Source organism: uncultured Jannaschia sp., from assembly GCF_947503795.1.
Lineage (GTDB): Bacteria > Pseudomonadota > Alphaproteobacteria > Rhodobacterales > Rhodobacteraceae > Jannaschia.
Window position 1 is genome coordinate 94,280 of the sequence record NZ_CANNEZ010000003.1, and the last position, 14,516, is coordinate 108,795.

General features: G+C 70.1%; 11 protein-coding genes. 6 read left to right on the plus strand and 5 right to left on the minus strand.

From position 1 onward, the window contains the following. Positions 1 to 43: 43 nt before the first annotated feature. Together paaZ and Q0833_RS15910 are read left to right on the plus strand one after the other, a co-directional pair. Positions 44 to 2,065, plus strand: a complete 2,022-nt coding sequence (gene paaZ, locus Q0833_RS15905; protein WP_298437231.1) for a phenylacetic acid degradation bifunctional protein PaaZ — start codon at positions 44 to 46, stop codon at positions 2,063 to 2,065. A 9-nt stretch (positions 2,066 to 2,074) separates the two neighbouring features. Then, positions 2,075 to 2,818, plus strand: coding sequence for a PaaX family transcriptional regulator C-terminal domain-containing protein (locus tag Q0833_RS15910; RefSeq protein WP_298437233.1), 744 nt, complete (start codon positions 2,075 to 2,077; stop codon positions 2,816 to 2,818). Here Q0833_RS15910 and Q0833_RS15915 read toward each other — a convergent pair. After that, entirely contained in the window at positions 2,800 to 3,834 is a 1,035-nt protein-coding gene (locus Q0833_RS15915) for an L-idonate 5-dehydrogenase (protein ID WP_298437235.1), read from the minus strand. The genes Q0833_RS15910 and Q0833_RS15915 overlap by 19 nt on opposite strands. A gap of 82 nt (positions 3,835 to 3,916) precedes the next feature. Between Q0833_RS15915 and Q0833_RS15920 the strand changes: the two genes are divergently transcribed. Next, positions 3,917 to 4,684 carry an SDR family oxidoreductase gene (locus Q0833_RS15920; RefSeq protein WP_298437238.1) on the plus strand — a complete coding sequence of 256 codons (768 nt, stop codon included), beginning with the start codon at positions 3,917 to 3,919 and terminating at the stop codon, positions 4,682 to 4,684. Here the strand turns inward: Q0833_RS15920 and Q0833_RS15925 are convergent. Then, positions 4,668 to 5,369 (minus strand): fumarylacetoacetate hydrolase family protein, encoded by a 702-nt coding sequence (locus Q0833_RS15925; RefSeq protein WP_298437241.1) that lies wholly within the window; start codon positions 5,367 to 5,369, stop codon positions 4,668 to 4,670. The two genes, Q0833_RS15920 and Q0833_RS15925, sit on opposite strands and share 17 nt — an antisense overlap. 78 nt (positions 5,370 to 5,447) lie before the next feature. On the opposite strand from Q0833_RS15925, the gene Q0833_RS15930 reads away from it, so the two are divergent. Next, entirely contained in the window at positions 5,448 to 7,952 is a 2,505-nt protein-coding gene (locus tag Q0833_RS15930; RefSeq protein WP_298437244.1) for a glycosyltransferase, read from the plus strand. On the opposite strand, the gene Q0833_RS15935 is transcribed toward Q0833_RS15930, so the two are convergent. Further along, positions 7,949 to 8,761 (minus strand): ABC transporter permease, encoded by an 813-nt coding sequence (locus Q0833_RS15935; protein WP_298437247.1) that lies wholly within the window; start codon positions 8,759 to 8,761, stop codon positions 7,949 to 7,951. The two genes, Q0833_RS15930 and Q0833_RS15935, sit on opposite strands and share 4 nt — an antisense overlap. Before the next feature lie 52 nt (positions 8,762 to 8,813). On the opposite strand from Q0833_RS15935, the gene Q0833_RS15940 reads away from it, so the two are divergent. Together Q0833_RS15940 and Q0833_RS15945 are read left to right on the plus strand one after the other, a co-directional pair. Continuing rightward, positions 8,814 to 10,061, plus strand: coding sequence for a capsule biosynthesis protein (locus tag Q0833_RS15940; RefSeq protein ID WP_298437250.1), 1,248 nt, complete (start codon positions 8,814 to 8,816; stop codon positions 10,059 to 10,061). Beyond that, positions 10,058 to 10,717: an ABC transporter ATP-binding protein gene (locus Q0833_RS15945; RefSeq protein ID WP_298437253.1), complete on the plus strand. Its 660-nt coding sequence runs from the start codon at positions 10,058 to 10,060 to the stop codon at positions 10,715 to 10,717. Before Q0833_RS15940 ends, Q0833_RS15945 begins: the two co-directional genes overlap by 4 nt. Here the strand turns inward: Q0833_RS15945 and Q0833_RS15950 are convergent. Together Q0833_RS15950 and Q0833_RS15955 are read right to left on the minus strand one after the other, a co-directional pair. After that, positions 10,714 to 11,655: a hypothetical protein gene (locus tag Q0833_RS15950; RefSeq protein WP_298437255.1), complete on the minus strand. Its 942-nt coding sequence runs from the start codon at positions 11,653 to 11,655 to the stop codon at positions 10,714 to 10,716. The genes Q0833_RS15945 and Q0833_RS15950 overlap by 4 nt on opposite strands. 35 nt (positions 11,656 to 11,690) lie before the next feature. Next, a complete protein-coding gene (locus Q0833_RS15955) occupies positions 11,691 to 14,498 on the minus strand; it encodes a calcium-binding protein (protein ID WP_298437259.1) in 2,808 nt (935 codons plus the stop codon). Between the last annotated feature and the right edge of the window lie 18 nt (positions 14,499 to 14,516).

Consider the following 14,516-nt stretch of genomic DNA (forward strand, 5'->3'; position numbering starts at 1 on the left):
CGATCGGTCAACGATAGACGCGAGCCATCCGGGGAGGATCGTCATGTCGCTGCATCGGGTCGAGAGCTTCGCCGCCGGTCGCTGGATCGGTCCCGGCGCGGATGCGCGCACCATCGCGGATGCGGCGACGGGCGCGCCCATCGCGCTGACCGGGGACGGGAACGTCGACATCGCAGCGATGCTCGACCACGCGCGCGCCGTAGGCGGCCCCGCGCTGCGCGAGATGACGTTCCACGACCGCGCCCGCATCCTCAAGGCGTTGGCCCAGCATCTCACGGCCCACAAGGACGCGCTCTACGAGGTCAGTTATGCGACCGGGGCCACGCGAAAGGACCATGCCTTCGACATCGACGGCGGGATCGGCACGACCTTCGTTTTCGCCTCGAAGGGCCGGCGCGAAATGCCGGACCAGAAGGTCTATCTTGATGGCGGACCCGAACAGCTCAGCCGCGACGGCAGCTTCATCGGCCAGCATGTCTGCGTGCCCCTGCGCGGCGCGGCGGTCCAGATCAACGCCTACAACTTCCCCGTCTGGGGGATGCTCGAGAAATTCGCGCCCGCCTTCCTGGCAGGGATGCCGTCCATCGTGAAGCCTGCGACGGCGACCTGCTACGTGACCGAGGCCGCGGTGCGGCTGATGCTCGACTCGGGCCTTTTGCCCGACGGTGCGCTCCAGATGGTCGCGGGGGGCCTTGGCGACATGCTCGACCGGCTGGGTCCACAGGATGTCGTAGGCTTCACCGGCTCGGCGGCGACGGCGGCCAAGCTGCGCGGCAATCGCAACCTCCTCGACCGGGGCGTGCGCTTCACGGCCGAACAGGACAGCCTCAACGCCTCGATCCTCGGGCCGGATGCCGTTCCGGGCACGCCTGAGTTCGACCTCTTCGTGACCGAGGCCGTGCGCGAGATGACGACCAAGGCGGGCCAGAAATGCACCGCGATCCGTCGGATCATCGTCCCCGAGGCGCAGATCGACGCGCTGACCGACGCCGTGCGCGCCAAGCTCGACCGCATCGTCACGGGCGACCCGCGCGACGACGCCACCCGGATGGGCGCGCTGGTCTCCGAAGAGCAGAAGACGGATGTGCTGGACTGCGTCGCCGCGCTCGCCGATGAGACGGTGCGCGTCACCGCCCCCGACATGGACCGCCCCGGCGGCCTGCTGGCGCCGATCCTTCTGCGCTGCGACGACCCCGACGCCGCCCGCGCCGTCCACGCGCGCGAGGCGTTCGGCCCGGTCTCGACCGTCATGCCCTGCCGCGATATGGACCACGCGATCGCGCTGGCGAACCGGGGCGGCGGCAGCCTCGTCGCGTCGGTCATCACCCACGATCCGGCGGTCGCGCGGCAGGCGACGCTCGGCATGGCGGCGTGGCACGGACGGCTCTATTTCAACGACCGCGACAGCATGGACCAGAGCACCGGCCACGGCGCGCCGATGCCGCATATGATCCATGGCGGGCCGGGCCGCGCGGGCGGCGGCGAGGAATTGGGCGGAATCCGCGGCGTGAAGCATTTCATGCAGCGCACCGCCGTGCAGGGCAGTCCGACCCATATCGCCGCCATCGCGGGCCGCCATTTCGCCGGTGCGCGCACCCAAGAGGGCCCGGCGCACCCCTTCCGCCGCAGTTTCGACGCGCTCGACATCGGCGAGACGCTCGAGACCGGCTCGCGCACCGTCACCTCGGACGATATCGCCCATTTCGCCGCATTCACCGGTGACACCTTCTATGCCCACATGGATGACGCGGCCGCGGCCCGGAACCCGTTCTTCCCGGGCCGTGTGGCGCATGGCTACCTGCTGCTTTCCTTCGCGGCCGGCCTCTTCGTCGATCCCGACGAAGGCCCCGTGCTGGCCAATACAGGCCTCGACGCGCTGCGCTTCCAGAAGCCTGTCGCGCCGGGCACCGCGATCCAGGTGACCCTGACGGTCAAGGCCAAGACGCCCCGCACCGACGACTACGGCGAGGTCCGTTGGGACGTGACCGTGACCGACGATGCGGGGGACACCGTGGCGACCTACGAACTTCTGACGATGGTGGCGCGGGACGGGGCGACCGCCTAGACCGGGGACATGTCCGACCTCGACCGCATCGTCCAGATCCTGACCGCCGGTCAGAGCCCGCGCGTCTGGTCCGTCCTCGTGACGGTGTTCGGCGACCTGGCCCCGACGTCTGGCGACCGGATCAGCGGCGCGCTCCTGCGTCGGATCGGCGCCGAGATCGGGTTTCGTCCCGAGGCCGTGCGCGTGGCGCTGCACCGGTTGCGGAAGGAAGGCTGGATCGAGAGCCACCGCTCCGGTCGGACCACCGATTACGACCTGACGGCCCGCGGCGCGGCCGAGACGCGGTCCGCGGCGCCGTCGATCTATCGTCCCGTGGTGCCAGACGCGGGCTATCTCGTGCTCGACGAGGCCGGCGCGGCGCTCGATACGCTGTGGGTGACGCCGCAGATGGGGCTCTCGGCCCGTCCGGTGGGCCATGCGCTCCGCCTCGACCGCCCCCCGCCCGAATGGATGCGGCGGGCGACCGTGTCGCCGGACCTCATGGCCGAAACCGCGCGCGTGGCGCAGGCCTTCGCTTCGCTCGCACGGCAGCCGCTGCCGCCGCTCGATCCGCTGGGCATTGCGGTCGTTCGCGTGTTGATCGTGCATGACTGGCGACGGATCGCGCTGCGGGCCACGGGCCTGCCCGATGCATTTCATCCCGATGGCTGGGCGGGTGCCGGCGCTCGCGATGACGCGAAGACCCTGCTCGACCGCCTGCCCCGACCATACCTGTCCGAGCTCGAGGCAGCGGTTCAGGCGAACGCGATCTGAGCCTTCATCGCCTGGCTGCGGTCGCCCGCCACCTCGAACGCGGCCAATGCATCGTCGAGCGACACCGTATGGGTGATGAGCGGGGCCACGTCGATCAGGCCCTTCCGCATCAGGCTGACGCCGGTGTGGAATTCCTCGTGGAACCGGAAGCTGCCCCGAAGCGACAGCTCCTTCGCCGTCAGAGCCTGCATCGGCACAGTCATGTCCCCACCGAGGCCCAGCTGCACCAGCGTCCCGCCGGGGCGCAGCGCGGCGATGGCACCGGCCAGCGCGGGCCCCGCGCCCGAGCATTCGAACGCCACGTCCATCGTGCCCTTGCCGCGCGCGAAGGGGGCGAGCGCGTCGCGATCCTCGGCCATGTTCAGCACCTCGTCGGCCCCGGCGGCCTGTGCCATCTCCAGCGGGAAGGCGGCGAGGTCCGTCGCCACGATCCGGTCCGCCCCGGCGCGCCGCGCGGCGAGGATCGTCAGGAGCCCGATGGGCCCGCAGCCCGTCACCAGCACCGACCGCCCGACCAGCCCACCGGCCTGCCGCACAGCGTGGAGGCAGACCGCGAGCGGCTCGGCCATCGCCGCCTCGCCGGGGCTGAGATCGCCCGCGGGGGCGCATTGCGCGGCATCGGCGATCAGGGTCTGGCGGAACGCGCCCTGAATATGCGGGAACGGCATGGCCGAGCCATAGAACCGCATGTTGAGGCAGTGATTGGGTTGGCCGCGCAGGCAATATTCGCACGCGCCGCAGGGCCGCGACGGCGACACCGCGACCAGGTCGCCGACAGCGAGATCGACGCCCTCGCCCACCGCCTCGACATGGCCCGAGACCTCGTGGCCGAGGATCATCGGCTCGCGCAGGCGGATCGTGTCGCCGATACCGCCATGATTGAAGTAATGCAGATCCGATCCGCAGACGCCCCCCGCCGCCATCGCAACGCGCACCTGACCCGGCCCCGGATCTCCGGGATCGGCCCGATCCTCGATGCGCAGGTCGCGGGCGGCGTGGATGACGATGGCGCGCATGGGGCCTCCGGTTGACTTGTCGCGGATGACGATCACACAAACAGGTCCGGCCGCGACCGTCGAGGCCCTTGGAGACACGCCCATGAGCACCGACCTCTTCGACCTGACCGGCACGCGCGCCCTCGTGACCGGATCGAGCCAGGGGATCGGGCTGGCGCTGGCCCGCGGCATGGCGGCGGCAGGCGCGGCGATCGTGCTGAACGGACGCGACACGGCCAAGCTCGACGCGGCCGCCGCGACGCTGCGCGAGACCGGCGCGACGGTGGACACGCTGCCGTTCGACGCGACCGACCACGACGCGGTGCGCGCCGCCGTCGACGCCTTCGAGGCCGGGACCGGCGCCATCGACATCCTGGTGAACAACGCGGGCATGCAGCACCGCACCTCACTCGAGGACTTCCCGGCGGATGCGTTCGAGCGCCTGCTCCAGACCAATATCGCCAGCGTCTTCCACGTCGGACAGGCCGTCGCGCGGCACATGATCGGGCGCGGCGCGGGCAAGATCATCAACATCGCATCGGTCCAGACCGCCCTCGCCCGGCCCGGCATCGCGCCCTACACCGCGACCAAGGGTGCCGTCGGAAACCTGACCAAGGGAATGGCGACCGACTGGGCGCAGCATGGGCTCCAATGCAACGCGCTGGCCCCCGGCTATTTCGAGACTCCGCTGAACCAGGCGCTCGTGGACGACCCCGAGTTCACGGCTTGGCTGTCGAAGCGCACGCCCGCCGGGCGCTGGGGCCGCGTCGAGGAGCTGGTCGGCGCCTGCATCTTCCTCGCCTCGGATGCGTCGAGCTTCGTCAACGGGACGACGCTCTACGTCGATGGCGGGATCACGGCGTCGCTCTAGGCCCGACCGTGTAGGAGAGGGCTGCGAGCCCTTCGATATCGGCCTCCACCCGGTCGCCGGGGACAAGCGGGCCGACCCCTGCGGGCGTGCCCGTCAGGATCAGGTCGCCGGCCGCCACCGTCATCGAGCGCGACAGGAACGCGATCGTCTCGGCCACGGGCCAGATCATCTCCGACAGGTCGCCCGCTTGGCGAAGTTCACCGTTCACAGAGAGCCGGATTGCCCCTTGGGCCAGCGAGGGCACCCGCGCCATCGGCACCAGCGGGGCCAGCGGCGCGGAGGCGTCGAAGGCCTTGCCCCAGTCCCACGGCCGCCGCGCGTCCTTGGCCTCCTGCTGGCGGTCGCGCCGCGTCAGGTCGATGCCGACCGTCGCGCCCCAGATGCAGCCGCGCGCCGCCTCGGGCGACAGGTCCGTGCCGCCCGCGCCGAGCGCGACCACGAGCTCGACCTCGTGATGCAGGTCGGACGTGTCCGGCGGATAGGCGATCACGCCTGTCGCGGGCACGGCCGCATCCGCGGGCTTGGTGAAGAAGAAGGGCGGCTCGCGCTCCGGATCGCGCCCCATCTCGCGCGCGTGGGCCGCGTAGTTGCGTCCGACGCAGAAGATGCGGCGCAGCGGGAAACGCGCGTCGGTCTCGGCTACGGCGATGGCGGGGCGGATCGGCGCGGGGATGACGTAGTTCATTAACCTTCTTCCTACACGATGCGCGCATGAAAGCCGACCGCATGATGCGACCGGCCGAACCTGCGGGAGAGTTTGCCGATGAGCCTGATCGTGGATGCACCGCGCCGGAAACGCCTGCGGGTTCCGGCCGTGGTCGGCCTGCCGTGGCAAATCTTCCTGCGCTATGCCGGCGCGCATATGACGATGCATCTCGACGGCTTTCCCGTCATCGGCCCGGACGACCGCACCGTCGGCTTCGTCGACAGGATCCGCTACGCCGGGCACCGCATCCATGTCGACGGCTGGGCCCGCGCGCGCGAGGTGGCGCTGATTTCGCCCGACGCCACGCGCGCGGTCGTGCCGTCGATCCCACGACCCGACGTGACGGCCGAACTGGGCCTTGAGCCGGGGGCCGCACCCGGCTGGTCGGTCTCGATGCCATGGGCGCCGCAGGACCACGGGCTCCGCTTCACCTGCGCGGACGGGACCACGCTCGACATCCCCCTGCCGGCCTTCACCGAGGGCGATCGCCGCGCCGCGCTCCGCGACACGGCCTGGCCCTTCGTCAAGGCCGCGACCCGCGCCACACCGGCCGCACTCCGCTGGATCACACGGCGCGACATCGCGGCCCGGAGCCGGGTGCGCGATCTGCTCGGGCTCGGACCCGCACAGATCGACACCACGCGCATCGACCCCGCGGTCCTCCAACCGGCTCCGCCGGACCCGGCCAGCACGCGCCCGATCTGCATCGTCCTGCCGGTCTACAACGCCTTCGACCTTTTGCAGGAGGCGCTGGACCGGGTGCTGCGCCATACCGACCTGCCCTGGCATCTCGTGGCGATCGAGGATTGCTCGCCCGACGACCGGGTGCGGCCCTGGCTGCGGGCGTGGGCGGCGGCGCGCCCCGAGGGCCAGGTTACCCTGCTCGAAAACGCATCCAATCTTGGCTTCATCGGATCGGTCAATCGCGGTCTCGCCGTCGCGGGAGCGCGGGGCGAAGACGTCGTGCTGCTCAACTCGGACGCGCTCGTGCCCGAGGGTTGGTCCAGCCGCCTCATGGCTCCGCTCCACGATCCCCGCGTCGCGACCGTCACGCCGATGTCGAACGACGCCGAAATCTTCACCCAGCCCCGGCTCTGCATCCGCCACGATGTCGCACCCGGCGCGGCCGACACGATCGACGCGCGCGCGCGTACGCTGTCCGCACCCGTACCGGTCGAGGCGCCCACCGGCGTCGGATTCTGCATGGCGATGTCGCGCCGGTTCCTCGACCGGATTCCGCGCCTCGATACCGCCTTCGGGCGCGGCTATGGCGAGGAGGTCGATTGGTGCCAGAGGGCGCGCGCGCTGGGCGGCCGCAACGTCGCCCAGCCCCGGCTCTTCGTCGAGCATCGCGGCGGGCAGTCCTTCGGCAATGAGAAGCTGGCGATGATCGCCCGTGCCGGACGCGTGATCACCGAGCGTTACCCACGCTACGACGCTGAGGTACAGGCCTTCATCGCACGCGATCCGCTTGCGACGACGCGTCTGGCCCTCGGGATCGCCGAGCTCGGGGCCGACCCGCGCCCGGTACCGATCTACCTGGCCCACGCGATGGGCGGCGGGGCCGAGACCGTACAGCGCGGTCTGATCGCAGAGGACGTGACCGGGCGAGGCGGAGCGCTGGTGCTGCGAGTGGGCGGCGTGGCCCGGTGGCGGCTCGAACTTCACGGACCGGACCGGATGGCCGCCGGCGAGACCGACCTCTTCGAGGATATCGAGGCCCTGCTGTCGCCGCTCGGCAACCGCCACGTGATCTACGGCTGCGGCGTCGGTGAACGCGACCCTGTCGCGCTGCCGGACCGCCTGATCGATCTGGCCGATGGCGGTCGCCTGACCGTCCTGATGAACGATTATTTCCCGCTCGGCCCATCGTTCAATCTCATGGATGGCGACGGCGTGTTCCGGGGCGTGCCCGAGGCCACATCGACCGACCCGGCGCATCTCTATCGCGCGTCCGGCGGCGCGGAGATCTCCCTGACCGAATGGCGCGCGCGATGGGGTCGGCTGATGGCGCGAGCCGCCGAGATCCGGGTCTTCTCGACCTCCGGCCGGGACATCGTCGCCGCCGCTTATCCCGAGGCGGCGGCCCGGATCACGGTCCGTCCCCACGCCCTGCCGCACGCGATCCCGCGCTTGGCCGCGCCCGAAGGTCCGCCGGTGATCGGCGTGCTCGGCAATATCGACCCGGTGAAGGGCGCGCGGGTCCTGTCGCGGCTGAGCGAGGTGATCGTTGCACGCGGCGGCGCGCGACTGGTCCTGTTGGGAAACATCGCGCCGGGGCACGCGCTCGCCGGCGACGCGATCGTCCACGGCACCTACGCGATCGAGGATCTGCCCGACCTCGTGGCGCGCTATGGCGTCGACCGGTGGCTGATCCCGTCGATCTGTCCCGAAACCTTTTCGTTCACCACCCACGAGGCGCTTGCCACCGGCCTGCCAGTCCATGCCTTCGCGCTGGGCGCGCAGGGCGAGGCCGTCCGGAGCGCCACCGCGCTGGGCGCGCCGGGCGGCCTCCTCAACCTAGACGCGACGCCCGAGGCGTGGCTCGACGCGATGCTCTAACGGTTCAGAAGGACCCGGTGGTAGCGGCGCAGGAACAGAAGGCCGATCACGGTCAGTCCCATGCCCAGCCCGATCACATAGGCCACCGAAACGTACTCGCCGGCGTAGTTGAAGTAGAACGCCCGCCGCATCACCCCGACGGCGTGGATCAGCGGGTTCCACCAGAGCCAGTCGTCATAGGGCGCGGGCACGTCGTCGAAGACGAAGAGCACGCCGGACAGAAGAAAGAGGGGACGGGTCGCGATGCTCCAGACCCGTTGCCAGACCGGGAGCAGCGTGAAGAGCAGGCAGTTCACCACCCCGACCCCCAGCGCGCAGACCGCCACCATCGCGAGCGCCAGCATGATCAGTCCCAGATCGGGCGCGGTGCGCGTGTCGAACGCCCACAGGATCCCCGCGAGCACGATGGCGGCAACCATCACCTGCGTCGCGAGGTTCAGCGCGAACCGCGCGATGATCGCATCCGCGAAGGTCACGCTCGGATAGGTGAGCAGCGCCTTCGAGAAGGTCAGCGCCGCGGCCGTCTTTCCCGCGAGATCGGTGAACATCAGGAACGGGATGACGCCCGTGGCATAGAAGATCGGGAAGTTGGTGCCGAGGCGCGGCGACTGGAACGCCAGCGCGAAGAGCCCCGTCAGCACGGCGATCGCGGCGACGGGTTCGATCACCGCCCAGAGATAGCCGCCGGGCGAGCGCCCGTAGCTCGTTGTCATTTCGCGCAGGATCAGCGCGCCGATGGTCCGGGCGCTGCCCCATCGACGCCCGCCGCAAAGGTCCCGCAGGGCGGGAGGGGGGACCGGTTCTGCCATCTTCGAGCTATGGCATACGAAGCCTTAACGATTTGTGAGGCATGGTCGGGCCATGACAATGTCCCGCCCCGAGGCCGCCCAACCGCCCGCCGCGATGCCTTCCCCGGCGGGGCCGCGGCAGGTCGTGGCGATGCCGGCCGCGGGGGCGTTGCGGCCCGTACCGCCGCCGCAGCCGCCCCGGCCCGTCGCCCCGCCCGCGACGCTGGCGCGCAGGCAGGGTCGCCATGTCGCCGTCTTCTTCAGCTTTCTCGCGCTCGTCGTCGCGCCGACAGCGCTGGCCGCGGGGTACCTGCATGCCCGCGCCGCCGATCAATACGCCTCGACCGTCGCCTTCTCGGTCCGGGCCGAGGATGCGCCGTCGGCGGTCCAGCTTCTCGGCGGCATCACCGAGATCGGCGGCTCGGGCAGTGCGGATGCCGACATCCTCTACGAATACATCGCGTCGCAGCGGATCGTCGCCGAGATCGACGCCGCGCTCGACCTCCGCGCGATCTGGTCGCGCCCCGCGAACGACCCGATCTTCGCCTACCGCGCGCCCGGTACGATCGAGGATCTCGTGGACCATTGGGGCCGCATGGTGCGCACCTCTTACGATGCGGGCACCGGCCTGATCGAAGTGCGAACGCTTGCTTTCACGCCGGCCGACGCGACCGCCATCGCGACGGCGATCCATGCACGGGGCACCGATCTCGTCAACGCGCTGTCGGACGCGGCGCAGGCCGATGCGATCCGGCTGGCGCGGGTCGAGCTCGACGGGGCGGTCGAAGCGCTCAAGGACGCCCGCGCGGCCGTCACCGCCTTCCGTAACCGCAACCGACTGGTGGATCCGGGTGCCGAGGCCGGAACCCAGACGGCCCTCATCGGCGAGCTGGAGGGGCGTCTCGCCGCCGCGTTGATCGAGCAGGACCTCCTGAGCCAGCGCACCCGCGCGGGCGACCCGAGGTTGGCCCAGGCCGAGCTGACGGTCGAGGTCATCCGGTCCCGTATCGCCGCCGAGCGCGGCAAGATGGGCACCGGCGACGGCGCGGCACTGGCCGACGTGGTCGGGGAATACGAGCGGTTGCAGGTCGATCGCCGCTTCGCCGAGAACAGCTATACCGCCGCGCTTGCCGCCCACGCGGCCGCCCGCGCCGAGGCACGGGCCCAGAACCGCTACCTCGCCGCCCATGTCGAACCGACGGTCCCCGAGGCGGCGCGTTTTCCCAAACGGGGGATGATTGCCGCGATGGTCGGGCTCTTCGCCTTTCTCGGCTGGGCCACCATCGTTCTGGTCGCCTACGCGCTCCGCGACCGGCGATGATCCGGCTCGAAGCGTTGCAGAAGCGGTTCCGCACCGGGCCGACCGAAAAGATCGTCGCCCGCGATATGACAGCGACGTTTCCCACCGGGCGCTCCGTCGCCCTTCTGGGGCGCAACGGTGCGGGGAAATCGACGCTTCTCCAGATGATCGCGGGCACGGTCCTGCCCGATGCGGGCCGCATCCGCTCGACCGGCACGATCAGCTGGCCCGTGGGATTCGCGGGCGCGTTCCACCCCGACCTGACGGGCGCGCAGAACGCCCGTTTCATCGCCCGGATCTACGGTGTGGACAGTTCGGCCATGGTCGCCTTCGTGGCCGAATTCGCCGAGCTCGGGGCCCATCTCCACCAACCGGTGCGGACCTACTCGGCGGGGATGCGCTCGCGCCTCGCCTTCGGGGTATCGATGGCGGTGCCCTTCGACACTTATCTCGTGGACGAGGTCACGTCGGTGGGCGATGCGGCGTTCCGCCGCCGCTCGTCCGAGGTCCTGTCGGCCCGGATGGAGAATGCGTCGGCCATCGTCGTCAGCCACGCGATGCCGTTGATCCGGCAGATCTGCGACGCGGGCGCCGTACTCGAGGACGGTCGGCTGACCTGGTTTGACGATCTCGAGGACGCGATCGCGGCCCACGAGGCGAACCTCGCCCCCGCCTAGCGGGCCGGGTCGTCCAGCACCTCGCCCAGAAGGGCCATCAGGTCGCGCATCCGGATATTGGGGCGCGGCGTGTCGTCCCGAACCGAAACGGTGTCGGGCGTATAGGGGTTGTCCTGCCCCAGCCGCGCGAAGAGGGCGGCATTCTCGGCCTCGAACAGGGCAACGATCCGGCGGCGATCCTCGAGGCTCATGTAATAGGGCGGGTATCCCGCGAAGGTGTGATGCGCGACCACCAGCAGGTTGCGCTGCGCCTCGGTCGAGAACTTCAGGGCCTTGGCCAGCCGCATCGCCTCGACCCCCGCGCCGGGCAGGCTTGCATTGGCAGAGCCCGCGGGCAGATCCAGATCCCCAGGCAGGCCGAGACAGCCCAGCATCTGCGGGACCGCGGGCCCGTCCTCGTAGCGCAGGACCGTGACCCGGTCGGTCCCGAACACGTCGAGCCAGCCGCCGAGACAGCGCCCCGCGGAAATGTCGCCATCCAGCGTTTCGGGCTTGTCGAGAAAGGCCGACACCATGCGGCCGAACCCGTTGCCCGGTTGCTTGGCCTTCTGGTTGTAGATCGACAGGAACATCGTGTCGGGCCGCCGCACCGTGGCGATGACATGCACATCATGCGCGGCAAGGCCGTCGCGCAACCGGGCGATCCGGTCGGGCGTGAGGGCGAAGAATTCCTCGGAGGAGACCACCGCCACCGCGACCCCGTCCAGCGTCGACTCGAGCGCGGCCAGCTCGGTGTCGAAATCGGGGACATCGCCCCGCACGCTGTCGGCCATCTTCTTGAGCGCGAAGGCGAGGCGATGCTGCGCGTGATGATACCAGCAGGCCCGCGGGTAGGTGACGCCGTGGCGGGCCAGCGTGGCGCGGCCCGCGTCGAATGCCCCCTGAAGGGCGGTCGTGCCGGTCTTGTGCGCGCCGATATGGAGGTAGAGCTTTGCCATCCCCACCATGTCGCACCCGATGGGTTAACGAACGGTTAGAACGCCGCGACGTCGTAGCTCAGGCCGGCGGTCGATGTGATCCCCTCCAGCGTCAGGCTGTCGAAATCGTGGAACGAGAGGACGAGGTCGCTCCCGACGACCTCGGCCTTGGCGTCGAACGCCGCCTGGTCCGGGCGCTGTCCGTTCCAGAGCGCGGCATCGAACAGCAGCCGATCGACCGCCGGATCGAAATCGACGATCCGGTCGTGGCCCGCGTCGTAGCGAAACGTGTCGGCCCCGCCGCCGCCCAGCAGAAGGTCGCCGCCCGCATCGCCCGACAGCGTATCGTCGCCGAACCCGCCATAGAGCTCGTCGGCCCAAGTGCCGCCATGCAGAAGATCGTTGCCGCCACCGCCATAGAGCTGGTCGCGTCCGTCATCGCCCCAGATGCTGTCGTTGCCCATGCCGCCCGACAGGCCGTCATCGCCATGCCCGCCACGCATCACGTCGTTGCCGTCATCGCCGAACATCATGTCATTCCAGCCGCCGCCATCGAGATCGTCGTCGCCGTCCCCGCCTTTCAGCCAGTCGCGCTGTTCTCCGCCTTCGATGGTGTCGTTGCCCGTGCCGCCCAAAAGCCGGTCGAATCCGTCCCCGCCGAGAAGGAGGTCGTCGCCGTCACCCCCCTCCAACTTGTCGTCGCCCGTGGCGCCGTCCAGCGTGTCGCGACCCGCGCCGCCATAGAGCATGTCCGACCAGGTGTCCCCGAAGAGAAGGTCATCGCCGTCGTCGCCATGCATGACGTCCTGGCCTTCGCCGCCCATAAGCGTGTCGTTCCCCACCCCTCCGAAAAGCTGGTCGGTGCCGTCGCCGCCGATGAGGTAATCGTCGCCCGCATCGCCGTGCAGGATGTCGGACCAGCTTCCCCCGGCGATCCGGTCCTGGCCCGCCCCGCCCCAGATCTGGTCCGCGCCCACGCCGCCGTCGATCGTGTCGTCGCCGTCGCCGCCATAGATCCGGTCGTAGCCCTCGCCCCCGGTGATGACATCGTGGCCGAGGCCGCCCTCCATCGTGTCGTTGCCCTGGCCGCCGTCCAGCGTGTCATCGCCCGCGTCGCCCGCCAGGCTGTCGGACCAATCGCCGCCGAAGATACGGTCCGCGCCGTCGCCCCCCGAGATCGTGTCGGTGTTCACGCCGCCATCCAGAAGGTCGTCGCCCGCGCCCCCGAACATCAGATCATCGCCGTCGTCGCCGCGCAGCGTGTCGTTCCCGGCATCGCCATAGAGGACATCCGCCCAGCTCCCGCCCGACAGGCTGTCATCGCCGTTGCCGCCCCATAGCTCATCCTGGCCGGCACCGCCCGCCAGCGCATCGCTGCCGTCCGCTCCGACGAGCGTATCGAATCCTTCACCGCCCGAGATCGCATCGCTCTCGGCGGTGCCGAGAATGCTGTCATTGCCCGTCGTGCCCGACAGATCGCGCACCGCCGTCACGTAATGCGACAGCGGCAAGTCGATGGCCGCGCGCAGATCCTCGACTTCGAGGCCGGTGCCGTCATGCGAGCGGATGACCAGCACCTCGTCGCCATAGGTGATCGTCGCCCCGACCGAGTTGCGCTGCAGATCGAGCTGGTCGGTGCCCCGGAGGTTCGTCCAGGCCGAAAGATCGAGGCGATCCGTCGCGATGTTGAAGCCGGTCACGGTGTCCGGCTGATCGTCGGCGACCAGCACGAAAACGTCGGGACCCGCGCCGCCCGCGAGGGTGCCCGCACCGTCGCCGTCCTGCAGGACCCGGGGCAGCGTGGCGAGATCGACGGAGAAGCGGGTGATCCCCGCCTCGGTGGTGCTGCTGACGAAGATCTCGATTGCGCCGTTCTGGACCGAGGCGGCGATGGTGCCGACATTCTGCAGCGTCGTGTCGAGCTGGTCGGCCACCTGCGCCAGATGCAGGAGCCGGCCGTCCGGCAGCAGTTCGAGCAGCGACACGCCGTCATCGGTTCCGCCCGCGATCAAGAAGGCCCGGCCGTCGGCCTCGACCGTCTCGATCGCGGCGACGCCTTCGAAGCGCGTCTCGCGCCCGTCGAGCACGTGATCGGTCACGGCGAGCCGACCGTCCGCGCCGACCTCCATCACCGAGAGGGAGTTGCTGCCCGCCGCGCCGATCACGACAAAGGCGGCGCCGCCGACCGTCGCCGTCGCGACCGCCGAAAGGGCGTTGACCGGCAGCTCGCCCGCGCCGATCCCGGCCACGTCACCCGCCGCCAGACCGCCCGCGGCATCGACGGTGAAGCTGCTGACGGTGTTGCCGTCGCGCGAGATGGCGAGGATCACGGTCGTGCCGCCGACCCCCACATGCGCCATGGCCGGGATGTCGATGCCCTCGGTCTGGAAGGTCGCCGTCCGGGTCATCGCGCCAGCCGCATCCATCTGCCAGCCCTGAAGCGTGCCCGACGCGTCCGCGGTCAGGAGGGTCGCGCCGCCGGTCGTGGACACGAAGGCCATCGCGGTGAAAGCGTCCCCGCCGGTTCCAGTGGCGCCGTCGGTCTGCGACAGGCGGCCGATCTGGTCGAGGACATGGCCATCAAGGCCAGGCATCGCGCGCGAAAAGGCGACCATCACATCATGGCCGTCGATGGTGATCGCCTCGAGCTGGACGGTATGGGACAGCCCGTAGCCCGAATCGAGCCGGGCCGAACGGACGGCCATCCCGCCATCGAGGTCCCAGGTCGATCGCCCGCCCCCCATGGTGGTGACGACATAGAGCCGGCCCACGCCGCCGACGGAATGGACGTCCATGTCGGTGATGTTGCGGATCAGCGAGATGTCGCCGCGGGTGTAGGTCTCGATATGGTCGATGCTGGTCATGATGCGTGTGCCCCGTGC

Excerpts from the sequence above, each read along its gene's own strand:
- paaZ (WP_298437231.1), top strand. The coding sequence starts at position 44 with ATGTCGCTGCATCGGGTCGAGAGCTTCGCCGCCGGTCGCTGGATCGGT.
- Q0833_RS15910 (WP_298437233.1), top strand. The coding sequence starts at position 2,075 with ATGTCCGACCTCGACCGCATCGTCCAGATCCTGACCGCCGGTCAGAGC.
- Q0833_RS15915 (WP_298437235.1), bottom strand. The coding sequence starts at position 3,834 with ATGCGCGCCATCGTCATCCACGCCGCCCGCGACCTGCGCATCGAGGAT.
- Q0833_RS15920 (WP_298437238.1), top strand. The coding sequence starts at position 3,917 with ATGAGCACCGACCTCTTCGACCTGACCGGCACGCGCGCCCTCGTGACC.
- Q0833_RS15925 (WP_298437241.1), bottom strand. The coding sequence starts at position 5,369 with ATGAACTACGTCATCCCCGCGCCGATCCGCCCCGCCATCGCCGTAGCC.
- Q0833_RS15930 (WP_298437244.1), top strand. The coding sequence starts at position 5,448 with ATGAGCCTGATCGTGGATGCACCGCGCCGGAAACGCCTGCGGGTTCCG.
- Q0833_RS15935 (WP_298437247.1), bottom strand. The coding sequence starts at position 8,761 with ATGGCAGAACCGGTCCCCCCTCCCGCCCTGCGGGACCTTTGCGGCGGG.
- Q0833_RS15940 (WP_298437250.1), top strand. The coding sequence starts at position 8,814 with ATGACAATGTCCCGCCCCGAGGCCGCCCAACCGCCCGCCGCGATGCCT.
- Q0833_RS15945 (WP_298437253.1), top strand. The coding sequence starts at position 10,058 with ATGATCCGGCTCGAAGCGTTGCAGAAGCGGTTCCGCACCGGGCCGACC.
- Q0833_RS15950 (WP_298437255.1), bottom strand. The coding sequence starts at position 11,655 with ATGGCAAAGCTCTACCTCCATATCGGCGCGCACAAGACCGGCACGACC.
- Q0833_RS15955 (WP_298437259.1), bottom strand. The coding sequence starts at position 14,498 with ATGACCAGCATCGACCATATCGAGACCTACACCCGCGGCGACATCTCG.